Genomic DNA, 24,032 nt, shown 5'->3' with positions numbered 1-24,032 from the left:
ATGGCCCTCGCGCCCGGTACGACGCTCGCCGATGCGCTGGAGGCTGGTGCCGGTGCCCTGACCGGGACGAGCCCGACCGCGCGGCTCGATTGCCGCCTCCTGCTGCAACACGTTACAGGCCTGTCCCATACCGAACTGATCGGCTGGCCCGACCATACACTGGGCGCGGAGGAATCGGCGCATTTCGAAGCGCTCGTCTCGCGTCGTGCCGCTGGCGAGCCGCTGGCGCAGATTACCGGTGAAAAGGAATTCTGGGGACTGACGTTCGAGGTGACGGGCGACGTGCTGTCGCCGCGGCCCGACAGCGAGACGCTGATCGAGGCCGCCCGCGAGCTGTGTCTGGCGCGGCCGCCGCAAACCATTCTCGACCTCGGGACCGGCAGTGGCTGCCTGCTCGCCGCGCTGCTGACGGAGTTTACGCAGGCGCGCGGGGTTGCGGTCGACCTCAGCGCGGCGGCGCTCGCTGTTGCCGCGCGCAATTTCGAGGCGCTGGGGCTGGGCGCGCGGGTAGAGGTGCAGGAGCATGATTTCGCGCAGCCCGTCGCGGGCCGGTTCGACCTGATCGTCTCCAACCCGCCCTATATTGCGCAGGGCGAGCGCGACAGCCTGGCGGTTGAGATAAGGAATTACGAACCCGCCATGGCGCTGTTCGCCGGGGAAAAGGGTCTTGATGCCTATCGCATCCTGTCCCATATGCTGCCGCAACAGCTGGCCGAAAACGGCATCGCCATCATCGAGGCGGGCGCCGGGCAGGCGGGAGACATCGAAAGCCTGATGAAGTCTGGATTTGCGGCACAGGGCCGTGAGATATCTGTTGTCACCAGAAACGATCTTGCCGGGCATGCGCGCGCCGTCGCGATTCTGCCGGTCACGGATGCACATAAATCGACGAGGAGCCATTGATGGCCGATATTCATTTTCCCGCTGAATGGGATGAGCACGAGGCCGTCTGGTCCGCATGGCCGAGCGCAGCGGACCTGTGGGAAGACAATCTCGCCCCCGCCCGCGAGGAAGTCGCTGCCCTGTTCGAGGCGATCGCCATGCCGGACCCGGACGATGACAGCATTGCCGGCGAGACCGTGCACGTCCTGCTGCGCGGCGAGGAAGCCCGCAACAGCGCCGAGGCGATGCTGGACGACATGATCCAGGCAGGGCGGCTGTTCCTGCATGAGGCGCCGATCGGCGATATCTGGCTGCGCGATACCGGGCCGATTTTCGTCAAGGCAGGCGCAACGCTGACCGCCTCGCGCTTCGGTTTCAATGGCTGGGGCGGCAAATATCTGCTCGACGCCGATGATGAGATCGCCCCGATCGTTGCGAAAAAGGCGTCCACGACGCTGTCCGAGCATGGCTTTATTCTGGAGGGCGGCGCGATTGACACGGACGGGCAGGGGACCATCCTGACCACCCGCCAATGCGTGCTGAATCCGAACCGCAACAAGGGCATGACCGAGGAGCGGTTCGAGGCGTTGATGGCTGAGGCGCTGGGCATCAAGAAAGTCATCTGGCTCGATGATGGCCTGCTGAACGACCACACCGATGGCCATGTCGACAACATCGCCCGCTTCGTCGCGCCGGGCAAGGTCGTATGCATGGCGCCGTCGGGCGAGGACGATCCCAACAAGGATGCATACCGCGCGATCCGCGACGCGCTGGCAGGTGCCAGAGATGCCACCGGCCGCCGGCTTGAAGTGGTCGAGATCCCGTCGCCGGGGCGCATCCTCAACCAGGACGGCGATATCGTGCCGGCAAGCCACATGAATTTCTACATTGCCAACAAGTCTCTGGTCGTCCCGGTCTATGCCAGCAGTGACAGACAGGAAGGCTATGCGATGGAGGCGGTGGAACTGCTTGCCGATGCCGTCGGGCGTGAGCATGTCCATGCCATCGACGCCACTCATGTGCTGACCGGGGGCGGATCGTTCCACTGCATCACCCAGCAGCAGCCCAGATAAACGCAGAAGCGAGAGATAAAGAGGTATACGGATGACCGTCAAGAAAATCGCCGTGCTCCAGGCGCCATTCGGCGAGGATATGCAGGCCAATATCGATCTCGTCGCCGGGATGGTGAAAGAGGCAGCCGCTGCCGGCGCCGACATCATCCTGCCGCCGGAACTGTTCCAGGGACCGTATTTCTGCAAGGTCGAAAAGGACGAATTCTTCGCCTCTGCCTATCCGTGGCAGGACCATCCGGTGGTCACGCAGCTGGCGCCGCTCGCGGGCGAGCTGGGCGTGGCGCTGCCGCTGTCGATCTATGAAAAGGACGGGCCGCATTACTACAACTCCCTCGTCATGGCGGATGCGGACGGATCGACGCCCGGGATCTATCGCAAGAGCCATATTCCCGACGGGCCGGGCTATGAGGAGAAATTCTATTTCCGGCCGGGCAATACCGGCTTCAAGGTGTGGAACACGCGCCATGGCCGTCTCGGTGTCGGTATCTGCTGGGACCAGTGGTTCCCGGAGACCGCCCGTGCGATGATGCTGATGGGCGCCCAGGTGCTGCTATACCCGACCGCCATCGGGACAGAACCGGAGGAGCCGGACCTCGACACCTCTGCGCCATGGCGGCGGGCGATGATCGGCCATGCGGTTTCCAACGTCGTGCCCGTCGCCGCGGCGAACCGGGTCGGCGATGAGGAGGGACAGGTCTTTTACGGCACGTCATTCATCGCGAATCATCGCGGCGACGTGATGACGGAACTGAACCGTACCGAAACGGGTTTCACGATTGCGGAAGTCGATTTCGACGCAATTGAGCGTGCACGGGCTGCCTTCGGGTTCTTCCGCGACCGCCGGCCCGACCTTTATGGCGTCATTAGCCAGATTTGACACCGACAGGGCGCGAAAAAAGGTTTGAAATAACCAATAACATCGTTATTATGATTTGTAACAGAACTGAAAACCGGTTTTTCAGACTGCTTTTTGATATCAGATTCCATCATGTGCGCGCCATCTGCTGAAACCAGCGATGATTGCAGGACAAGATCAATCAGCACGGTAAGACCGTTAGGGGCAACGCCTGAGACACACTGCGGACACAGTTCCGCGCGGGGATAATCCTTTAGGCCAGATGAGGATCGAAGCCAGCGTGTTTCATATCCCGGCGAGCGAAAGCAACAACACTATTCAAGCAAGATCAGTAAAAAGGGTGATACTACCTTATGGCGCAAAACATGAAGCGCGGCCGTAACCAGCGGCGCCGTCAGAGCCCCAATGTGAACCGGGCTCTCGATTCCACCGGACCCGAAGTCAAGATTCGCGGGACGGCTGTCCAGATCCACGACAAATACCAGACACTGGCCCGCGACGCGGCTTCTGCTGGCGACCGGGTTCGGGCGGAAAGCCTGCTTCAGCATGCAGAGCATTACTTCCGCGTGATGAAGGCGATGCAGCCACCGCAGCAGCAGAACCAGCAGAACGATCCGTCAGACGAACCGCAACCGTCCCTCAATAATGACGAAGATGATGACGAGGACGATGACGGCGATAACCGGCGGAAACCGGCCAAGACTTCCCGCAAGGACCGGGGCGATAACGATCAGTCGCACGACAAGGCCGCCAGGGACAAGTCGTCGAAAGACAAGTCCGGCGGGGACGACAGCGACCAGAGCAACGACACTGACAGCAGCGATGATGATGGCGAGGAAAAGCCGCGCCGCCGCAGCCGCCGCCGTCCGTCGCGCAAGGCCTCTTCCGATACCGATGATGAAGGCAATGATCAGTCCGGTGGCGAGAAGGAAGACAAGGTCACCGAAGTCGCTGCAGAATAATTGATTGTCATGATACTGAAAAGCCCGGCTGTTGAGCCGGGCTTTCTTGATTCTGATGCGGTTGAAGGGCCGGTCAATCAAACAGGCTGGAGACACTTTCCTCATTCGCGATCCGGCGGATTGCTTCGCCGAGCAGCTTGTTGATCGATACCTGCTCGATCTTGGCGCAATTCCTGACGGCCTCTGTCGCTTCGATCGAATCGCTGACGACAAGCCGTTCAAGGCCTTTCGAATTCTCGACACGCGATACGGCCTTGCCGGACAGCACGCCGTGGGCGACATAGGCGGCAACGGATCTTGCGCCTTCTTCCATCAGCTTTTCTGCGGCATTGACGAGCGTACCACCTGAATCGACGATATCGTCGAACAGGATGCAGTGCATGTCTTTCACTTCACCGATGATATGCATCACCTCGGAGACACCGGCGCGCTGGCGGCGCTTGTCGACGATGGCGAGCGGCACATTGCCGAGGCGCTTGGCGAGGCTGCGGGCGCGCACGACGCCACCGACATCCGGCGAGACGACGCAGACCCTGTCTGAATCGACCGGATAGTTCGCGCGGATATGGTTTTCCATCTCCTTGACCGCATAGAGATTGTCTGTCGGGATATCGAAAAAGCCCTGTATCTGACCGGCATGGAGATCAACCGTCAGTACACGGTCGGCACCCGCCGTCGTGATCAGGTTTGCGACCAGCTTGGCAGAGATCGGCGTTCGCGGGCCGGCCTTGCGATCCTGGCGGGCATAGCCGAAATAGGGCAGCACCGCCGTCACCCGGCTCGCCGATGCGCGCGAGAGAGCATCGATGATGATCAGCAATTCCATGAGATTGTCATTGGCCGGCTTGGATGTCGACTGAATGACGAAGACATCCTCGCCGCGGACATTTTCATGGATCTCGACGAAAACCTCGCCATCGGCGAAGGTCTTTATCTCGGCTTCGGTCAGGTTGACATGGAGGACCTTCGCAATGTCCTTCGCCAGTGTCAGGTTGCCATTGCCGGAGAGAATTTTCATGACGTTACCCGTGTGTCCCGCTGGGTGTGGAAGTATCAGTCCTAACCGTCCCGCTGGACGGTTCAAGCAGCGTCGCCCCATGCACGCCTGATCCCGTTCTTTCGTCGTCACCGGGTTTGTGACGTTTTTTTAAAGCCGAGGCAACCACTGATAGATGCAGTTTCTTAAAATTTTTTGCCGGGTGGTTTTCACAGCACGATGGCGGACAGGTTCCGTCCATAGTCCTTGTGGCTGGCCTGTCTCGAGTGACGGTAACTGAAATATTTTGCAGGATCGGCCAGCGTGTTCTGTCCGGTGTCGCTGATATTTTCTTCGCCGAGCCCCAGTTCGCCCAGGCGCCACATCGCGAAGCCGGTGAGGTCGCACTGATATTTTCCGTCGCTCGCCTCCGGTGTAAAAAACCGTATGCTGACAGGATATTTCCCGATGAAAGCGCTAACAAGATCGTCACCGACCTGAAAATGCGGCGGGCGCAGGCACGGGCCGATGGCGGCGTGAATATTTTCTGGCGTCGCGCCATGTTGCTGCATCATGCCGATACAGGCCTCGAGCACCCCGCCGAGGGCGCCGCGCCAGCCCGCATGGGCCGCGCCGATGACACCGGCCCGGGGGTCGTGAAATAGCACCGGTATACAGTCCGCGGTGAGAATCCCGAGGGCGAGCCCCGGCGTTCGGGTGACCAGAGCGTCGGCCTTTGGCTGGGGCTGGCCGGTGGTCTCGATGAAGGCCGCGTCGGCGGAATGGATCTGATAGCCGGTGACCAGGGCGTCTGCCGACAGCGCGTCGCAACAGCGCCGGCGGTTTTCGCTCACATTCGCCGCGGCGTCGGCAGAGCCGGGGCCGCAATTCAGGCCTTCATAGAGGCCTGCCGAAACCCCGCCCGCGCGACCGAAAAAGCCGTGCCTGACGGAAATCGTCGCAGAGGTCAGGAAAGGCGGTGCCATCTCGTTGCCCTATTCAAATCCTGCCGGAACATCAAGGCCCGGGGAGGACAGGCAAAGCACCTTGAACATGGTCCCCATCTGGTCCGGCTCGACGAGGCGGCGTACGCCGTTCTCGAAGGCGGGCCGTTCGATCTCGATGACGTTCTTCAGGAGTGTGCGAGCGCGTTCCTCGATACCGAGACGCCCGAGGAACAGGCCCTGTTCGATGGCGCCATGGGCCTCGAGACCGCGGGCCACGCCTTCACGGGACAGCGCTTCGAAATCGACATGGGCAGTCACATCAGCATTGCCGGGCGCCGCGAAGACCGGCCAGTAGTGATGGGCCTGCATTGCCTGCAGCGTATCGCCGAAGCCGCTGCGCGTATGGCCGTAATCAATGATCAGTGCACGGCCCTTATGGTTTGCGAATCTTCCAGCTATATCCTCGATCACGTCACGGGCATCATCGCTGATTTCAAAAATATCTTCGGGCCTGGCGAAGCCCGGCGCCCCGCGCGGCGTCTCGTGCAATTGCTTCGACAGGGTAAAATGCAGCCGTGGACGGTTCTTGTCATCACGGCTGACATCGACCAGCCGCTCGCGCCAGCAGGCATCGTCATGAGAGGTGGTGCGCACGAACTGCCGGATCGGCATGCAGTCGAAAAACTCGTTGGCGACGACGAGGGTCGGGGCGAGGGGGATGTCGGCAATGTCTGCCGCCCATGTGATGTCGAGACCGGTTTCATGCAGCTTGCGCTGCTGGCTATAGCGCTGCCGGCCCGAGGTCTCGACCATGTAGATGCCAGCGGCGTCAAGGAATTTGGGTTTTACCTTCCTCGCCGTTCGCAGAATATCGGCCATCAGCGTGCCGCGGCCCGGGCCGAGCTCGATCAGGTTGAAGAAGGAGGGCGCGCCGATATCTTCCCACGCCTGCACCAGCCACGCCCCGATCAGCTCGCCGAAGACCTGGTTGATCTCCGGTGCCGTGATGTAGTCGCCATCCTGCCCGAAGGCGGTCTGCGTCATGTAATACCCGTGCTGGGGATGGCCGAGCACGTCGGCCATGTAGTCGCTGACGCGGATGGGGCCGTGACCCTCGATCAGGCGCACGAGAATCTCTTCAAGCGGGGTCGGGCCCCGGTCTTCGTGTTTTTTCGGGTCTGTCATCAGGCCTTGCTGGTTTTCTGGTCGGTTTCCGGCTTATCGGCATCCGCCACCGGTGCGCTGTCATCAGGCTTGTCCTTCAGACTGGCAGAGGCGGACTTGGGCGGCGGTTTCCTGCGGGACGTGTTTTTGTCGACCGGTCCGGCAAGGTTGCCGTTCCAGCCGCGCCAGACCAGCCATGCGCCAAGAAGGACCATGGGCAGGGACAGGATCATGCCCATGGTGATGCCGAGCGGGAAATCCGGCATGTGCGCGTCGGGCTCGCGGAAAATCTCCACGATGATGCGCGAGAGGCCGTACCCGGCGAGGAAAATGCCGGTCGCGACGCCAGGCTTGCGCAGGATCCGGTAGGTCCAGATGCCGACGGCGAGAATGGCGAACAGCACGAGCCCTTCGAGGAAGGCCTCGTAAAGCTGGCTTGGATGCCGCGCGAGCTGGACCGGGTCTGTCGGGAAGACCATCGCCCAGGGCGCATCGGTCGGCCGTCCGTAAAGCTCGCCATTGATGAAATTGGCGATCCTTCCGAAAAACAGCCCGATGGGCGCTGCGACGGCGAAAAGGTCGGCGACGGAGAAAAATCTCAGGCCGTGGCGACGGGCAAAGAAAAACCCCGCCAGCGTGACGCCGAGCATGCCGCCATGGAAGGACATGCCACCCTGCCACAGCATGATCGCCGGTGGCAGGTAGAGCGGCCCGGCAAGCTGTTCCCAGGGCGCGATGATCAGCGCGGGCTTGTAGAACAACACATAGCCGAGGCGTCCGCCGAGAATAATGCCGATCGTCACCCAGAAAATGAGATCGTCGAGCATTTCCCGGCTCATCGGTGCGCCCTGCGCGTGCTGGCCTTGCCAGAGACTGTCGCGCTTCAACAGCCGCACGGCATAGACCCAGCCGAGGACGATGCCGGTAATATAGGCAAGGGCATACCAGCGTATCGGCAGCGGGCCGATGCTGAAGAATACCGGATCGATGTCCGGATAGGGAATTTCAAGCGCGAACGCTGCCAGCATGCTCATCATCATTCTTTCTAATCCCGCATAGCCCGGCTGTCACCCTTGCAAAGCCAGCGAACCATGCCAATTACAGGACTGTTAGGGCATTAGCCCCGTTCAGGAAAAGTTTTATGACAAGATTCTCGGGCCTTTTGGCCGCTGGCCTGTTTCTGACCCTGTCTCTGGCCGGCTGTGGCGGCGGCGAGGACGAGGTCGGCGAGTTCAAGAATGACTGGCTTGGCAATGAAATCAAGGTCGAGGCCCTGAAGGACCCGAAGGTCGAGGGGGTGACCTGTCATCTCAGTCATTTCGATCGCGGCTTCTGGGATCGTGTCTCCAAGGGCAACTGGTTCGAGGACCCGTCCAACGCGTCCATCGCCTGCCGCCAGACCGGGCCGTTGGTGATCGGCGATATCGACATGGGCAAGGCCGGCGAGCGGGTGTTCGACCAGAAGGCGAGCCTGATCTTCAAGGTGATCTCGGTGCGCCGCATCTATGACCCGGTCAATGACACGCTGCTCTATGTGGCCTACTCAAGGAAGCCGGTGGACGGGTCTGCGAAGATGGCGATCTCGACCGTGACCATGTACGGCCAGGATGTGCAATGGCTGGAAGGCCGTGCGGGCGCCGTCGCTGCGGCACAGTAGCCTGTGAACCGGCAGACCGGTTTGCAGACGGGGCCGTATCAGACTATTTTCCAGTGAAAAGGAGATTGCCATGCAGACGTCGAACCCGTTTTTCGAACATTTCGCCAAAGCCATGACCGAGGCCGCCGGTGCGGCCGATGGCATGCGCCAGGAAGCGGAGACCATGTTCCGCAGCCAGGTGCAGAAATTCCTCGCCGACAGCGACCTCGTCCAGCGTGAGGAGTTCGAGGCCGTGCGCGAGATGGCGGTGAAGGCGATGGAAGAGAACGCCAATCTCAAACAGCGCCTCGAGACACTGGAAGCCAAGCTCGACAGCAAGAAGTGATCTGACCGGGGTGGTCAGAGGGATCACAGGGCTGCTGACGGCAGGACTGGCTTCAGTCCTGTCGTCGATGATGCCGGCGCATGCCGAAACGCTAGGTCTTGTCGGTCCCAACGCCCGTTTCGAGATAGACGCGGAGACCCTGGCGGTCAGCGCGGCTTTTCACGGCGGCGACCTGTTTCAGGTCACTGAGGCCACTTTCGGCGATGGCCAGATGGCCGAAATGAGTGGGAGCGCCGGCGGCTATCGCTGGCGGCTCACCGCTGAAGCCGGGACTTACCAAGTCGTTGCCCGGCTGGATGGCGATGCCCTTGTGGTCTCCATCACCGCGCACGAGGCAGGCGAGTTGACTTGGCCGCGCAGCCCGGTCGGACTCGCTCAGTCCTATGCCTTGCCGGTTTTCGGTGAGGGTCGTCTGGTCGAAGCCGATAACACTCTGTGGGCTGAGTTCCTGTCTTCGCGAATGGGCGAGATGCACGGCTCGGAACTTACCGTGCCTGTGTGGACGGCGCTGGGGGAGGATGTTTCCGCCAGCTATATCCTGGAAACGCCGCTCGATGCCGGGCTGATCCTCGCCAACGAAAATGGGCGCTTGCGCGTCGGGGCGCGACAGACCTATACCCGGTTCAACCTTGATGAGCCCTATACCGTACGGATCGCGCTCGGTGCTGCCGATCCGGTAGTCGGCGCGAAGTACTATCGTGCGTATCTTGAGGGCACCGATCATTTCCGCACGCTGGCGCAGAAGACGGCGGACAATCCGGCTATCGGCAAGCTCGCCGGGGCGCCGCATCTCTACGTCCATGACAAGGGGCCGCTGAAGCCGGGCGATATCATCGACTGGAAGGGCTTTGTGCAGACGTTCGCCGCGCGGCGGGATGAGGCCGGGGCGTTCTCCGCTATGCTGTGGGGCGCGGTGCCGTCTGATTATCGTGGTGAGATAAACGGCATCATCGAGGAAGCGGCCGGGCCGCAAGGCTATGTCTCTGGCTATGGCCGGGTTGCGATGACCCGGTTCATCAATCTCGTCCTGCCGGAAGTGCTCGCGGTGTCATCGGTCGCGCCGCTGCCCGGTGGTCATGATCCGGCAGCGCAGGACGCGTGGATCAGGGCGGTCCGCGCCAAGTTGACGGCCGAGTTCCCTGGCATGATGGCCGATCCGCCGAGCTGGGGCGACGGGCTGTCCACGGGGCTCGTCGAGGCGCTTCAAGGTGCCGGCATCGAAAGCGCGTGGATCGGCACCTCCGACTGGCGGGAGGCATTGTGGCATCCAGAGGCGGTCGAAGCCGCCAAAAACGCCGGCTATCTCGTTGGTACCTATGACAGCTATGCCAGTGCCCACCCGGAGGATCTTGCCGACAGCTGGCAGACGGCGCAGCAGGGGCAGGCGATCTTCGACGATGCGGCTTATACGAACGAGGATGGCAGCACGGTCACCGGCTTTGCCGGGCGCGGTGCCTATGTGAACCCGCTGCGTGTGGCCGAATATGCCCGCATACGGATGAAAGCGGTATCGGAGGCGGCAGGATTCAACAGCTATTTCATCGATGTCGATGCGACGGGGCTGTCCTATAATGACTATAGCGAGGACCACCCAACCGGCCGCGCCCTGGTGATGGCCGAGCTGCAGGACCGCATCGGCTATATCGCCAACGATCTGGAACTGGTGACAGGCTCCGAGGGCGGTACGGCGCTGTTTGGCAGGGACCTCGTTTTCGGTCACGGCATCACGACGCCGCCCTTTGGCTGGATGGACGGGCGGTTGAAACGCGACCGGGAGTCGGCATTCTACCTCGGCGGCTACTGGCCGGAGGAGGCGCCGCCGATCTATTTCAAGCAGGTCCCTGTGCCCGATGAGATGGCCGAGTTCATGTATGCGCCGGAATATCGCCTGCCGCTTTACCAGATCGCCCTGCATGATTCGATCATCGCGACCCATCACTGGGAGTACGGCTCGCTGAAGCCCGTGGGCCAGCGCGACCGTATCGGCCTGACCCAGATCCTCTACATGGTCCCGCCGCTCTATCACCTGCATGACAGCGTGATGACGCGCGACTTGCCGGTGATCGAGGCGTATCACAAGACATGGAGGCCGCTGCATGCGGATCTTTGGGACCAGCAGATGACCGGTTTCGTGTTCCTCAGCGAGGACCGGCTGGTTCAGCGCACGGAGTTTGCCAATGGCACCAGACTCACGGTCAACTTCGACGATAGGCCCCGGCAATTATCCACAGGCGAGACTTTGCCGGTGCGCGGCATTGCTGTGGAAAACACTGACGGAACACGGATTATCGTGATGCCGGCTATAGATTAGTCGCTGTCCCCCAAAGCGCCTGGCGTTGCGCAAAAACCGCTATCCGGCCCTGATTTTCAACAATCCAGACGAATCATTGAAGGCCCCTGCGACTCGCCCCGCAATGCATATCTGCGGGGCGGCGTTTTCCGCTCGTTGCAAGGTACGGGAACAGCGAATGGCATTTGACCTTCATCATGATGATCCTCAGTTGAACGATCCGCTCGATATCATCGAGCAGGTTGCCAGCCAGTCGGAAATGAATGCGGAGCGTGTCGATGCGACCGAACTGCATATCAATGTCGGCGGCATGTGGCGCGATATCGCCGTGTGGTTCGCCTGGCGCGAGAATATGCGTGTCCTGCAGCTCGGCGCGCCGCTGGAACTGAAGGTCCCGCAGGAAAAGATGGGCGAGATCTGCAAGCTGCTGGCCCGAATCAACGAGCGCGTCTGGCTCGGCCATTTCGATCTGTGGTCGGATGATAATGGCATCGTCTACCGCAACGGCACGGTGCTGTCGGAAATGGCCGATTTCGACGAGGTGCAGGCCGAAATCCTGATCCGCGCCGCTGCCGAGGCGTTCGAGCGCTTCTACCCTGCGTTCAACTATGTCCTGTGGGGCGGAAAGACCGCGGAAGAGGCAATTGCGGCTTCTTTGTTTGAAACCGAGGGCACGGCGTAATATATCGGTCGTATGACTGATATAAACACCGAAAAATTATCCGTATTGCTGCTCGGGGCCGGTTCCATGGGCGGCTCCATGCTCAAGGGCTGGATCGAGGAAGACCTGCTCGATCCGGCACGTTCCGGCGTCATTTCGCCGTCAGGCCGACCGAACATCGTTACGATGTGCGAGAGCTGCGGCGTGCCGGTGAACCCCGAGGAAGATCAGGCCTGGGATATCTGCGTGCTTGCCGTTAAGCCGCAAATGTTCCCCTCCGTGCTGCCAAACCTTGACTGGCCCGACATCGACAAGACCATGTTCATGTCTGTCGCTGCCGGTGTCTCCATCGAGACCATCCGAAATCACCTGAAAGGCGCAGGCGCGGGTAATGCCCCGATCGTGCGCGTCATGCCGAACCTGCCGACGGCGGTGCGCAAGGGTTGCACGCTGCTTTACGCGGGCGACGATGTCAGCGAGGAGCAGCGCGCCGCTGCCGACCGGCTGATCTCCGCCACCGGGTCTGCTGTCTGGATGAACTCCGAAGACGAACTGGACCGGGCGATGGCGATTTCCGGTTGCGCCCCGGCCTATGTGTTCCTGCTCGTCGAGGCGATGACCGATGCCGGCGTCGCCGTCGGGCTCGACCGCGAGCTCGCCGAGCGCATTTCCCGCGAGACGGTGATCGGCTCAGGCTATCTGATGGAAGCCGATCCGCGCTCCGCGCCGGAACTCTCCAAGGCCGTGCAATCGCCCGGCGGCACCACGGCCCAGGCGATCAGCGTGCTCGACCGTGAAGACGGCATGCGCCCGCTGATGGAAGAGGCAGTGAAGGCCGCGATCAAGCGCGCCAGGGAACTGGCGAGCTAGGCCTTCCTTCTGCATAGCGCCCTTTGCGCTTCATGAAATTCATGCTTGCCTTCCACAACCGGGAGGCAGGCATTTTTATGCGCACAGAGTTCGATTACGTGATCGTGGGGGCCGGGTCTGCGGGCTGCGTCATGGCCAGCCGGTTGAGTGAGGACCCGTCCGTGTCGGTTTGCCTGCTGGAAGCCGGCGGGCGGGACCGCGATCTGCGTATCCATGTGCCGGGCATGCTCGGCGACCTGCTCGGCTCGCGCAGCAGCAACTGGAATTACCATACCGCGCCGCAGGCCAATCTCGATAACCGGCGGCTTTACTGGCCGCGCGGCAAGGTCCTCGGCGGCTCGTCGGCCATCAATGCGATGTGCTACAGCCGCGGCGATCTCGGCGATTATGACGACTGGGAGGATGCAGGGGCTGAGGGCTGGTCGGCGATGGACGCGCTTCACTGGTTCAAGCGATCCGAAGATTACTCTGCGGGCGCCGATCAGTGGCATGGCGCAGGCGGTCCGCTGGGCGTCGCCAAGGTCACCCGAGGCCATCCGGCAACGGAGCACTTCGTCATGGCTGGCACGCAGGCCGGGTTGCGGCGGATCGATGATTTCCACGCCGGCAACCGGGATGGCGTCGGCGTTTTCGACACGACGACACGGGCCGGCAGGAGATGCTCCGCCTACACCGCCTATCTCGGCCCATCCGAGCGCGAGCGGTCAAACCTGACGATCCTCAGCCATGCCCTGGTGCGCCGTATCCTGTTCGACGGCACAAGAGCACAGGGCGTCGATGCTATGGGCGGCGGCGAGGCACGGCTGCTCGTCGCGCGGCGGGAGGTGATCCTGAGCGCCGGGGCGATCAACACGCCGCAGCTGCTGATGCTGTCCGGCATAGGCCCTGCGGACCATTTGTCGGCATGCGGCATATCGCCGGTCATTGATCTACCGGGCGTCGGTGAGAACTTGCAGGACCATCTCGACATTGCCCTGCTGGCCCGCTCGGCGCCCGGCAAGACCATCGGCTATTCCCTGCAGAGCATGGGGCAGATGGCGCTGGCGCTTGGCGAATATGCGATCAGCCGCCGCGGGTTGATGACGTCGAACCTCGCTGAGGGGTGCGGCTTTGCCTGTTCGCGCGAGGGGCTGGGGAAACCCGATATCCAGCTGCATTTCCTGCCCGGCTATTCCGACCGGCATGGTGAGGAGAAATTCATCGGCTCCAACGGCATTACCCTGCATGCCTGCCATCTCTATCCCTCGTCACGGGGGCGTGTCCGGCTCGGCTCGGCCGATCCGGCAGAGCATCCGGTCATCGATCCGGCCTATCTGTCAGGCGAGGGCGATCTGGAGGCACTGATCGCAGCGGCCAAGCTGGTCGCTGAGATCGCCCGGCAACCGGCACTGGCTGGCTATGTCGAGAAATGGGTGTATCCGGAGCATCTCGACAGGACGGATGATGAGTGGGCAGCGTTGATCCGCGCCCGGGCAGAAACGATCTATCACCCGGTCGGAACCTGCCGCATGGGACGGCGGTCGGACGAGATGGCGGTCACGGACGGATCGGGGGCGGTGCGCGGTGCCGCGGGGCTGCGCGTGGTCGATGCCTCGCTGATGCCGAGCCTGATCGGCGGTAACACCAATGCGCCGGTGATCATGATGGCCGAGAAGATTTCCGCGGCGATGAAGGAAGCCTAGAGCAGCTCCTCTGCGTCCGGATGGACGCAGGATCGCTGCTCGTTCCTTCGGCAGCGATCAGCGTTTCTGTCGCCAAACGATGCGATCTGGATGCGCGCAGATGCTCTAGTCGAGACCGGCGACAGCGCCCTGGCCCGCGACGACGGCTTCTTCGCTGCGCTCTGCGGCGGCTTCTGCGACGATCGCAGTGGCGCTTGCCGCTGCTTCCCCGACGATCAGGCGGGACGATTGTGGCCGGTACTTGTCGGCTGAGCTGGCGCCGTAGCGGTTATCTGCCGGATCGTCGATACTGTAGGCAGCCGAATAGGTGCCCCAGGAGCCATAGTGATAGGCATCGCCCCAGATGCCCTTGCCGGCGTCGCGGGCAGATTGTTCCGCATACCACAGGTCGCTTTCGGCATCGATCGAGATCGGCGCCCAGCCGCTGGCGGCGATGGTCGTGGCGAGGTCACGGCCATCAAGCTGGCACTTGGCGGAACCCCGATGGATTTCGCACATCATCTCGCGGCTGTTGGCAATCTGCGGCAGCTTGTCGGCCATCAGCGTGTAAGGCTGATAGGCGCCGCGATCGATCCCGGCGAGATAATAGGTGCGGCCATAGAAGTTCAGGGAGCCATCGGCGTTGACGCGCGCGGGACCGAGAATGCGCTTGCGTGGCGGCGAGATGTAATTCTCCTCATCCGCCTCGACCTCTGCCGGGTTGACGATCTCGGCCAGCGGGGTCGTCGAGAAGGTCGGAGCGTTCTTCTCCAGCGCCAGATGGGGCAGGGCCTGCTCCATATAGGTCTTCCAGATCAGGCCGGGCAGGGCGGCGCCGGTGACCTTTTTCATTGGCGTGTAGTCATCATTGCCGACCCAGACACCAACGATGAGGCTATCGGTCATGCCGATGAACCAGGCGTCGCGATAGTCCTGGGTCGTCCCGGTCTTGCCGAAGGAGGGCACGCTGATCTGTGTTGTGCGGCTGGTGCCTGACCGGACGCTTTCCTGCATCAGGATCAGGAGACCCTTGTTGATGCGATCCGGCGAAACGGGCATCAGACGGCGCTCGGGCTTGAAGACGGTCGGCTCCACCCTATGGTTCCTGACAAGCGAAGTGTAGGCGGCCGTGATATCGAGCAAATTCGTCTCGAAGACGCCAAGGGCGAGGCTGGGCCATGGAGCGGGGTCGGCGTCGAGGCCCGCGGCGCGGGCAGTGGCAATGACCTGGTCGCGCCCGGCATATTCCTGAAGCCGCAAGGCGACAGAATTGAGGGAATAGGCAAAGGCTGACTTGGTTTCGAGAAGGCCGTAATAGCGATCGTCATAATTGGCAGGCCGGTAAAACTCGCCTTTCCTGTCGGGGACGGGCAGGGACAGCGGCACGTCGACGACATAGTCGTCGGGGCGCCAGCCCTTTTTCAGTGCGGCATCGTAGACGAAAGCCTTGAATAGCGAGCCCGGCTGGCGCTGGGCCGAGGTCGCCCGGTTGAACTGGCTGCGGCCATAATCCGTGCCGCCGACGATGGCGAGAACCTCCCCGGTCGGACGCATGACAACAATGGCGGCCTCGCTGACATTAAAGGAGGTCTTCATTTCATCGGTCATGATCTCGCGGATCGTGTTCTCCGCGATCATCTGGAACGGCCTGTCGAGGGTGGTTTCGAGCTTGTTGTAGGTCGCCGTGCCGCGTGCGTCGGCCTGGGCCGCGGCGAGGTCGAGGAAATAGCCATTTGGTTCGGCAGGCTTTGCCTTGAACGCGATCTGTTCGAGATCGTAAAGGGCGAGCTGTTCCTGGATCGGGGTGATGGTCTTGTCGCGCTTCATCGAGGCGAGCACCAGGCGGGCGCGTTCGCGCGCCAGTTCCTCGCGCCGGAAAGGGTTATAATTGCTCGGCGCCTTGATCAGGCCTGCAAGCATGGCGCTTTCTGCCAGCGAAAGACCGGTTGCTTTTTTGCCGAAATAGACTTCTGCGGCGGCCTCGATACCATAGGCGTTCGAGCCAAAATAGACTGTGTACAGATAATCTTCTAGGATTTCCGCCTTGGTGCGCTGGTTTTCAAGGCGCAGGGCGTAGACTGCCTCCTGCATCTTGCGGTCGAGAGTCTGTTCGGAGGTCAGGTAGACGTTCTTGACCAGTTGCTGGGTAATCGTGCTGCCGCCCTCGACGATGCGGCCGGCCTCATAGTTGTGAAGCGCGGCGCGGGCGATGCCGATCGGGTCGATGCCGCCATGATCATAAAACCGGCGGTCCTCGATCGACAGGAAGGCCTGAATGGTGTGCCGTGGAACGGCGCTTATCGCGACCGGCTTGCGATTGGGGCCACGCACGCCGATTTCGCGGCCGCTTTCGTCGAGAAAGACATAGGTTGCGCGCTCGGCTTCGGCGTTACGCTCGGGCAGGGTGCCATGGGTCAGCTTGTTCCAGGCCATGAGACCGGTCACGGCAGGGACCAGGAACAGGGCGGCCAGAAGCGCAAATCCGGCAAATATGCAGACCCGGCGCAGGAGCCTGCCCAGCGCCGTGCTGAAATCGTCGTTACGTGGGCCGCCGACGCTCATAAAGCGGCCCGAATACTGGTCGTTCATGCCAAGAAGCTCCTCAGGAAGAAGAACAAGGCAACGCTACGATTTGTTCGATTTTCTCCCCACCTGATTTGACAACCTTATGGCGTGCCGGGCAAGCGGATTCTCTCCCTGGCCCCATACGCTGCCGCGATAGTGGCCGACAGGATACAGTCTTATAAGCCGCAGAAAATTCAATACCTTAGTAGGAGAATTGCTCGCGCACGATGCGCTCCTCGAGGGAGTGATCATTGTCATAGAGCATGGTCACGACATGATGGCGGCTTTCGACAGCCGTGACCTTCGAGACACGGCGGACTTCGTAATTGTCTGCAACCGCCGAAACGGGTCGCAATCCCGGCTCCAGGATCTCGAAACTGACTTCGGCATCATGAGGCAGGAGGGCACCGCGCCAGCGGCGTGGCCGGAAGGCGCTGATCGGTGTCAGGGCCAGCAATTTCGCGCCGATGGGAATGATCGGACCATGGGCGGAGAGGTTGTAGGCGGTCGAGCCAATGGGAGAGGAGAGCAGAATGCCGTCGCAGATCAGCATGTCCATCCGTGTCTTGCCGTTTACATGGATGGCAATGCGGGCGGTCTGGCGGGTCTCGCGCAGCAGCGAAATCTCGTTGAAGGCGATCGCCGTCTGCTCGGCGCCATCGCGGTCCGTCGCCGTCATTTCCAGCGGACGGATGCGGGCAGCCTCGGCATTGGCAATGCGCCGCGGCAGGTCCTCGATCGAGAAACTGTTCATCAGGAAGCCGACGGTACCGCGGTTGATGCCATAGATCGGCTTGTCGGCCCCCATATAGGCTTTCAGGGTTTCCAGCATGAAGCCATCGCCGCCGATGGGCGCAATGATGTCGGCGGCCTCAACCGGGAGATTGCCATAGCGATGGGCAAGGCCCTGCAGCGCCTCCTGGGCTTCAGGCTTGTCGCTGGCCAGAAAGGCTATCCGGGTCGAGTCCATAAGTGCCTGATCCTGCTGACGTGTTCCGAGCTTGCTCTGGTGCTACTGCCACAAACTCTTGAACACGCATACCATGATCCGGCAAGTTATGGCCAAGGCAAAAGCCAGACAAAAACCAGTGGAAGGAGCGCCCGTCATGACTATCCAGCACACAGCAGGGATGGACCAGGCCGAGGCCATCGGCGTGGTCAAGGGGTTTGATATACCCGACCCTGCAGGCATCGACAGCCTCAAGGGCCAGGTCTCCGACGTCGAATGGGCGCTGCGCTGCGATCTGGCCGCGACCTACCGGCTGGCAGCGCTTTATGGCTGGGACGACCTCGTCTTCACCCATATCTCGCTGCGCCTGCCGGACGAGGACGGCAAGGCGCGCTTCCTGATGAACCCTTATGGCGTTCTGTTCGACGAGATGACCGCGTCCAGCCTGATCAAGATCGACGTCGACGGCAATCTCGCCGGCCGGACACCGTATTTTCCCAACCCGGCCGGGTTCACCATCCATTCCGCCGTACACATGAACCGGCATGACGCCAATTGCGTCCTGCACCTGCACACGCCCTATGGCGTTGCCGTGTCGGTGCAGAAAGGCGGCCTGCGGCGCTATACCCAGTTTTCAATGATCGTGCACGACGATCTTGCCTATCACGATTACGAAGGCATCGCGCTCGACCTGTCGGAGCGAGAGCGGCTCGTTAAGGATATTGGCGAGAAGAACCTGCTGATGCTGCGCAATCATGGCACGCTGACCATGGGCGAGAATTGCGCCATCGCCTTCCTGCGGATGTATTTCCTCGAACAGGCCTGCAAGACGCAGATCCTGGCGCAGGCGGCGGGAACCGAAAATCTGATCGAGGAGCCCGAGGAGATGGGCAGTCTTGTGCGCCAGCAGGGCGCGCCAGGCTTTGCCAGGGGGCTGGGCGACAATCTCACCTGGCCCGGCCTGATGCGCAAGCTGAGGCGCCAGAACCCGGGATACGACCACTAGTCAAACCGGCACTCTCGCTGAATCGTTTGAACGCGGATTAGTCTATCGCTCCAGGGCGCTGGCGCGGAATCTTGTTCGGGCAGATCAGTCATTCTGCTCGAAGAGGCCGCAGACGGCGCCTGCCGGGTCGGCTATGGCGCAGTAGCGGCTGTTGCCATGGGTCTTGATCCCGGTCAGCAATCTCCCGCCATGGGCCTCGCAGGCGGCTCGGCTGGCGTCGAGGTCATCAACGCCCCAATAGTTCAGCCATTGCGGGGGCAAATCCGCTATTTCGGCAACGGCATTGCAGATGCCCGCAGCGATCTTGTCCATGCCCTCCGGCGCTGTCGGGCGCTCGCCGGCGGCAACCATCATGTAATCGGTACGGGTTTCCATCTCGACCGGCTGGGATATCCAGCCAATAACGGCCTCATAGAAGGCACGGACTTCCTCGGCATTCTTCACCGTCAGGTCTGTCCATAGTAGCTGTCCTGCGTGTTTTGCTGTCATGTCTGCCTCCCGTGTTATTCCGCAAACTCAAAAGGTGACAGGCTGCGCTGGCCCTGTCGATGCCTGTCTTAACGTGTCACACCAGGCGTTGCCGGAGCGTATTTGGAGGGCCGGTTTGACAGGGACTGCAACGCGTCCATTTATAGGGGCATGACAAACAAACGTACTTCCGCCTCCCTCAATATCCGCGTCGCCACCCCCAAAGACGTGCAAGCAATCCATGAGCTGAGCATCCGCGTCTATGGCGAGGGCAATTCCTGCACGGCAGGCATGATCCGTGGCCAGATCGCCGCCTTTCCCGAGGGCCAGTTCGTCGTCGAATATGACGATGAGATCGTCGGCTATGCGGCCAGCTTCCGGATCGACGAGAAAACCGCGATGGGTGACCATAGCTGGATGGAGATCACCGGCGGCGGCTATGCTTCCCGACATGACCGCGCTGGCGACTGGCTCTATGGCATGGAGGTGCTGGTCGACCCGACCCGCCGCCGGCTGCGTATCGGCCAGCGGCTCTATGATGCCAGGCAGGGACTTGCCGAGGGGCAGGGATTGAAGGGTATCGTCTTCGGCGGGCGCATGCCCGGCTGGCAACGCCGCAAGAAGACCTATCCGACGCCGCAGGAATATCTCAACGCGGTGGTCAACCGCAAGACGTCCGACCAGGTCATCAGCTTCCAGCTGCGGCAGGGGTTCGAGCCTATTGGTGTACTGAATAACTATCTTGCATCCGACAAGGCGTCAGGCGGTTATGCCAGCCACATGATCTGGCGGAACCCCTACGCGAAGGAAATGCCCGGCGAGACGGAACTGCCCCATGGCCAGAAGGAAGATGTGCGCGTGGCAACGGTGCAGTTCTCGGCGCGGATGGTTTCTTCCTTCGACGAGTTCATGGCCAATGTGGAGTATTTCGTCGACGTGACGGCCGATTATCGCTCCGACTTCGTCGTTTTTCCGGAACTGTTCACCCTGCAATTGCTGGCGCTGGAGCCGAAGAAGCTGTCGCCGGCTGAATCGATCGAGAAACTGACGCGCTACACACCCCGTTTTGTCGAGAAGATGCGGGAAATGGCGATCGGCTATAACATCAACATCATCGGCGGCTCGCACCCGACCCGAACAAAAGACGGTGAAATCCAGAATGTCGCCTATGTCTTCCTGCGCGACGGATCGGTCCATGCCCAGGAGAAAATCCATCCAACGCCGAATGAACGCTACTGGTGGAACATTCAGGGTGGTGACGAAATCAGCGTCATCCAGACCGATTGCGGTCCGATCGGCATCCTGATCTGCTATGACTCGGAGTTTCCGGAGCTGGCCCGCCGCCTGGCGGATGAAGGTGCCCGCATCCTGTTCGTGCCGTTCTGCACCGACACCCGCCAGAGCTATCTGCGGGTGCGCTATTGCGCCCAGGCACGGGCAATCGAGAACCAGTGCTATGTCGTCATGTCGGGCAATGTCGGGAACATGCCCAATGTCGAGAACATGGATATTCAGTATGCGCAGTCCTGCATCCTGACGCCGTGCGATTATCCCTTTGCGCGGGACGGCATCGCAGCGGAGACGAGCGAGAATGTCGAGACTGTCGCCGTCGCCGATCTGGACTTCACCGACATTACCTGGGCGCGGGCACAGGGCACGGTACGCAATTTGCGCGACCGCCGCTTCGATCTGTACAAGCTCGACTGGAAGGATGGCGGTTAGGCTCTGACCCGGCTGTGCCTATTCCAGCGTTTCGAGATAGGCCACGAGATCGCGCCGGTCGGCGTCGTTATCGAGCCCGGCATAGGCCATGCGGCCGCCCGGCACGACCGCTTTCGGGTCGGCAATATAGGCGTCCAGCGATGCCGCATCCCAGACGATGCCTGACCGCTCGAGCGCCTTGGAATAGGTGAAATCCTCGTGCCGGGCGGCCGGCGCGCCGGCAATGCCCCAGAGGTTCGGTCCGACCCGATGGCCTGTACCCTCGATGCGGTCATGGCATACGGCGCATTGCAGGAACTGGCGCTGGCCGTTCTCGATGCTTGGCGCCATGGCGAGGCGCTCCTCGTCGCTTAGTTGCGGCGTGGCCGGGTCGCTATTGCCGCAAGCCGACAGTAACATCAGCGATACCGCCGACAAGGCCATGAGAACGTTCGATTTTCCGGTCATGGTGAGCCTCCGTACACAGCTGTATAATCTGCTTCCGGCGAGCCGTCACGTGCTCACAGGCGCTCGGCATGCGGCAAAATGTTGTGACTGACGGAAATTGGGAGTAGTCTCGGCGCGGGTGTATGAGGGTTGGGGAGAGAATGATGGGACGACGGTACCTGTCCTTGCTGGTTACTGCGCTGGTTACTGCGGTAATCGCATTTATGGCTCACACCGCTGGTGCGCAGAGCGATAACGATCCGGAAACAGACGATAGCCAGACGGATATTGCGAGTGACGCGCGGATGTCCCCGGCTGATCGCTTGCTGCGGACACGGGAATTTCTGGTCGAACGGGCTCAGACGCGACCGCGATTGCAGCCGCCGCCCATCGGCAGGCCGCCCTTGAGAAATGACAGGGCCATGGTTGACTGGGACGATGTCAGCGCGACCATGGCCGAAACCCGCCGCCGCGATGCGGCTGGTGCCAATGCCGCGAGTGCCGCTTCCGTTCCCCGGCTGGAAGGGCTTCGGGCCCTGGCGCCCACGCAGTTGCAGCGCGTGCGCCCCAGCGAGGTGGATGCCGTTCAGATGCCTGTTCTCGTGCCGGGCTCGGATGAAATTCTGGCCAGCGTGCAGGTGTTCGGCCAGGCCGATGCCTATTCCGCGATTGCCGATGCCGGCAACAATCTTGCCTTCCGGATATCAGGGGCGCGAAAACGCCTTGTGCTCGAGGATCCGCCGGCACCGCGCGTCGCGATGGAGCGGATGCGCAGTGCCCGTCCGCCCTTGCCGGGCCTTGGTGCACGATATGTCATAACCCGGAGTGACAGTTCCACGGACCTGTCCTTTTCGCGATTCGGGTGCGGCTATGTTCTGTCGCTGATGTGTGACGATCCGGACGGTGATGCCCGCTGCGCGGAGGATGACTTTATCGTCTCGCTTGCGTCGTCCATGGTCCTTCTCAACGAAAATGCGGGGAGTGGACAATGAGGGCAGGATCTGAAACCCAGAAGGGCAACACGACAGTCAACCTGTTGATCGGGCTTGCCATCGTAAGTCTCTGTTTCCTTGCCGTGTGGTGGTACGAGAAGCAGGCGGTGGAAAGTGTGCCCCCTCAGTTCGCTGATGAACTGGAGGACGAGGGTTCCGCAATCGAGGAGCCTGATGCGCCCTCTGGGGCAATCCCCGAGGATCCGCCCGACACGCTGCCTGGTGACGAGGACGAGGATATTCCGCCGACCGATACCCCGTTGACGGACGCACAGGGTGATGTCTTTGCCTACCTGCCGGTCGGCGATCTCCTGCCCCTGAGCGGGCCGGGGTTCGTGGATGATACGGTTTATCGCCCTGATATCGTCTTCCCGACGGAGGACCGGGTATTCCTCAATTCGCAGGTCTATCGGTATGGCGGTTATCAGGGCAGCCTGAATGGTATGGAAGGCGGCCAGTGCGAGATCGCAAACTACGACTATCCCTGGCAGGACACTTTCTGCGAGAAGCGGTCGCGCAATCAGGACCTGTGTCCCGGCGGCGGGCATGAAGGGCTCGATATCCGCCCGGCAAGCTGCACCAAGAATGTTCACTGGGCCGTTGCGGTTGAAGATGCCCGGGTCATCGATGTGCGCCGGCATTGGGTAACGTTGCAGACGGCTGACGGGACGATCTACAATTACCTGCATCTCAATATGGGCGCGCTCGAAGTCGCGCTCGGTGACGATGTCGCGCAGGGCCAGCGCATTGGCGTCATTTCCAACGATTTCTACAATTCGGATGGAAGTTCCGTGGCCACGACCATCCATCTCCATTTCGAGATGTATGAAAACTACGTTGCCAGCGACGGCGCCGATCCGCTGTTCACCAAGGTAAACCCGTACATGACCCTGGTGTCGGCGTATGATGCAAAGCTGAGGGAGTAGAGATCGAAAAGGGTGTGAGTGGTGCCCCCAGTCCGACTCGAACGAACGACCTACTGATTACAAATCAGTTGCTCTACCAGCTGAGCTATAGGGGCCAGATCCGGGTATATCCCTGAAATTGGCGGCAGCGTCAATCCTCGGAATTCAATGCTGCGGCGTAGCGTCCGGTGCGATGGCGATGACACAGAAAGTGCCGCCTAGACTGGCAAAGCCGGCCAGCATCGCATCGCAGGCGGAAAGCCTTTGCCGGGCAAGATGTGATATGATATCACTTTTTCCATGCAGAGCATGACAGCATTTGACCGGATTCGGGACATGGCTGCCAGGAGCAGGATGCTTCTGGCCGTTTTTGCTGTGTTCTATGTGTTGCTGCAAAGCGCTGCCGCGGCCCACGCGGTCCAGTATGGCGACCTCGACCACGGCCATGGCGGCGAAACCTGTCTGCTCGGCCATGTTGTCCAGCGCGATGGCGATGCCGATCTTCCCGACCTGCCGATGCTGCTGCAGCCAATCGGCGATGTTGCTGAAGAGCCTCTGGCCCAGTCGCCCTCGCTGGCGTCTCTCACGCCCGCAACGCTGCGCCAGCGCGGCCCGCCACTTCTCCAGTAATCACGACACGGACGGACACTGCCAGTGCGCTTTCGCGCGCGGGCT

General features: G+C 61.4%; 22 protein-coding genes, 1 tRNA gene and 1 pseudogene. 15 read left to right on the top strand and 9 right to left on the bottom strand.

What is annotated here, in order from left to right; genetic code table 11:
• The 4 genes from prmC to IEV88_RS05900 all read left to right on the top strand — a co-directional run bounded on the left by prmC (position 1) and on the right by IEV88_RS05900 (position 3,773).
• Positions 1–903, top strand: a complete 903-nt coding sequence (gene prmC, locus IEV88_RS05915) for a peptide chain release factor N(5)-glutamine methyltransferase (RefSeq protein WP_188160322.1) — start codon at positions 1–3, stop codon at positions 901–903.
• Complete coding sequence (locus tag IEV88_RS05910; protein WP_188160321.1) at positions 903–1,955, top strand: agmatine deiminase family protein; 1,053 nt, start codon at positions 903–905, stop codon at positions 1,953–1,955. Before prmC ends, IEV88_RS05910 begins: the two co-directional genes overlap by 1 nt.
• Positions 1,956–1,986: 31 nt before the next feature.
• Positions 1,987–2,832, top strand: a complete 846-nt coding sequence (aguB, locus tag IEV88_RS05905) for an N-carbamoylputrescine amidase (protein ID WP_188160320.1) — start codon at positions 1,987–1,989, stop codon at positions 2,830–2,832.
• A 344-nt stretch (positions 2,833–3,176) separates the two neighbouring features.
• Complete coding sequence (locus IEV88_RS05900) at positions 3,177–3,773, top strand: DUF4167 domain-containing protein (protein ID WP_206711361.1); 597 nt, start codon at positions 3,177–3,179, stop codon at positions 3,771–3,773.
• A 73-nt stretch (positions 3,774–3,846) separates the two neighbouring features.
• Here the strand turns inward: IEV88_RS05900 and IEV88_RS05895 are convergent, their stop codons facing one another.
• The 4 genes and pseudogenes from IEV88_RS05895 to lgt all read right to left on the bottom strand — a co-directional run.
• Positions 3,847–4,791 (bottom strand): ribose-phosphate pyrophosphokinase, encoded by a 945-nt coding sequence (locus tag IEV88_RS05895; RefSeq protein WP_188160318.1) that lies wholly within the window; start codon positions 4,789–4,791, stop codon positions 3,847–3,849.
• Between the two features lie 188 nt (positions 4,792–4,979).
• Entirely contained in the window at positions 4,980–5,735 is a 756-nt protein-coding gene (pgeF, locus tag IEV88_RS05890) for a peptidoglycan editing factor PgeF (protein WP_188160317.1), read from the bottom strand.
• Between the two features lie 9 nt (positions 5,736–5,744).
• Positions 5,745–6,881 carry a class I SAM-dependent methyltransferase gene (locus tag IEV88_RS05885; RefSeq protein ID WP_188160316.1) on the bottom strand — a complete coding sequence of 379 codons (1,137 nt, stop codon included), beginning with the start codon at positions 6,879–6,881 and terminating at the stop codon, positions 5,745–5,747.
• Between the two features lie 161 nt (positions 6,882–7,042).
• Positions 7,043–7,894, bottom strand: a pseudogene (lgt, locus tag IEV88_RS05880) (prolipoprotein diacylglyceryl transferase); the annotation flags it as partial.
• A gap of 107 nt (positions 7,895–8,001) precedes the next feature.
• Here lgt and IEV88_RS05875 point away from each other — a divergent pair.
• The 6 genes from IEV88_RS05875 to IEV88_RS05850 all read left to right on the top strand — a co-directional run bounded on the left by IEV88_RS05875 (position 8,002) and on the right by IEV88_RS05850 (position 14,345).
• Positions 8,002–8,517, top strand: a complete 516-nt coding sequence (locus IEV88_RS05875; protein WP_188160315.1) for a CreA family protein — start codon at positions 8,002–8,004, stop codon at positions 8,515–8,517.
• 70 nt (positions 8,518–8,587) lie between these two features.
• A complete protein-coding gene (locus IEV88_RS05870; RefSeq protein ID WP_188160314.1) occupies positions 8,588–8,842 on the top strand; it encodes an accessory factor UbiK family protein in 255 nt (84 codons plus the stop codon).
• A 10-nt stretch (positions 8,843–8,852) separates the two neighbouring features.
• On the top strand, positions 8,853–11,153 hold the full coding sequence (locus IEV88_RS05865; protein WP_188160313.1) for a glycoside hydrolase: 2,301 nt from the start codon (positions 8,853–8,855) through the stop codon (positions 11,151–11,153).
• Positions 11,154–11,310: 157 nt separating this feature from the next.
• A complete protein-coding gene (locus tag IEV88_RS05860; RefSeq protein ID WP_188160312.1) occupies positions 11,311–11,814 on the top strand; it encodes a type III secretion system chaperone family protein in 504 nt (167 codons plus the stop codon).
• 12 nt (positions 11,815–11,826) lie between these two features.
• On the top strand, positions 11,827–12,663 hold the full coding sequence (gene proC / locus IEV88_RS05855; protein WP_188160311.1) for a pyrroline-5-carboxylate reductase: 837 nt from the start codon (positions 11,827–11,829) through the stop codon (positions 12,661–12,663).
• Between the two features lie 77 nt (positions 12,664–12,740).
• The gene (locus IEV88_RS05850; RefSeq protein WP_188160310.1) at positions 12,741–14,345 is read left to right on the top strand and encodes a GMC family oxidoreductase; all 1,605 of its coding nucleotides are present in this window, start codon (positions 12,741–12,743) and stop codon (positions 14,343–14,345) included.
• A gap of 105 nt (positions 14,346–14,450) precedes the next feature.
• Here the strand turns inward: IEV88_RS05850 and IEV88_RS05845 are convergent, their stop codons facing one another.
• A complete protein-coding gene (locus tag IEV88_RS05845) occupies positions 14,451–16,913 on the bottom strand; it encodes a transglycosylase domain-containing protein (protein ID WP_188160309.1) in 2,463 nt (820 codons plus the stop codon).
• Positions 16,914–17,091: 178 nt separating this feature from the next.
• Positions 17,092–17,859 carry an NAD kinase gene (locus tag IEV88_RS05840; RefSeq protein WP_188160308.1) on the bottom strand — a complete coding sequence of 256 codons (768 nt, stop codon included), beginning with the start codon at positions 17,857–17,859 and terminating at the stop codon, positions 17,092–17,094.
• Between the two features lie 136 nt (positions 17,860–17,995).
• Here IEV88_RS05840 and IEV88_RS05835 point away from each other — a divergent pair, with 136 nt between their 5' ends.
• Positions 17,996–18,844, top strand: coding sequence for a class II aldolase/adducin family protein (locus IEV88_RS05835; RefSeq protein WP_229731418.1), 849 nt, complete (start codon positions 17,996–17,998; stop codon positions 18,842–18,844).
• 84 nt (positions 18,845–18,928) lie between these two features.
• On the opposite strand, the gene IEV88_RS05830 is transcribed toward IEV88_RS05835, so the two are convergent.
• Complete coding sequence (locus tag IEV88_RS05830; RefSeq protein ID WP_188160307.1) at positions 18,929–19,333, bottom strand: VOC family protein; 405 nt, start codon at positions 19,331–19,333, stop codon at positions 18,929–18,931.
• A 150-nt stretch (positions 19,334–19,483) separates the two neighbouring features.
• Between IEV88_RS05830 and IEV88_RS05825 the strand changes: the two genes are divergently transcribed.
• Entirely contained in the window at positions 19,484–21,034 is a 1,551-nt protein-coding gene (locus IEV88_RS05825) for a GNAT family N-acetyltransferase (RefSeq protein ID WP_188160306.1), read from the top strand.
• Positions 21,035–21,052: 18 nt separating this feature from the next.
• Here the strand turns inward: IEV88_RS05825 and IEV88_RS05820 are convergent, their stop codons facing one another.
• Entirely contained in the window at positions 21,053–21,481 is a 429-nt protein-coding gene (locus tag IEV88_RS05820) for a c-type cytochrome (protein WP_188160305.1), read from the bottom strand.
• A 401-nt stretch (positions 21,482–21,882) separates the two neighbouring features.
• Between IEV88_RS05820 and IEV88_RS05815 the strand changes: the two genes are divergently transcribed.
• On the top strand, positions 21,883–22,452 hold the full coding sequence (locus IEV88_RS05815) for a hypothetical protein (protein ID WP_188160304.1): 570 nt from the start codon (positions 21,883–21,885) through the stop codon (positions 22,450–22,452).
• Complete coding sequence (locus tag IEV88_RS05810; protein ID WP_188160303.1) at positions 22,449–23,378, top strand: M23 family metallopeptidase; 930 nt, start codon at positions 22,449–22,451, stop codon at positions 23,376–23,378. The genes IEV88_RS05815 and IEV88_RS05810 overlap by 4 nt, the downstream gene beginning before the upstream one ends.
• A 19-nt stretch (positions 23,379–23,397) precedes the next feature.
• On the opposite strand, the gene IEV88_RS05805 is transcribed toward IEV88_RS05810, so the two are convergent.
• Positions 23,398–23,473 (bottom strand) — tRNA-Thr (locus IEV88_RS05805).
• A 220-nt stretch (positions 23,474–23,693) separates the two neighbouring features.
• Here IEV88_RS05805 and IEV88_RS05800 point away from each other — a divergent pair.
• Positions 23,694–23,987, top strand: coding sequence for a hypothetical protein (locus tag IEV88_RS05800; protein WP_188160302.1), 294 nt, complete (start codon positions 23,694–23,696; stop codon positions 23,985–23,987).
• Positions 23,988–24,032: the final 45 nt, after the last annotated feature.

It is taken from the genome of Aquisalinus flavus, assembly GCF_014640095.1.
GTDB classification, from domain to species: domain Bacteria; phylum Pseudomonadota; class Alphaproteobacteria; order Caulobacterales; family Parvularculaceae; genus Aquisalinus; species Aquisalinus flavus.
Note: the sequence above shows the minus strand (reverse complement) of the source record. Positions and strands in the feature narration are given on the sequence as shown.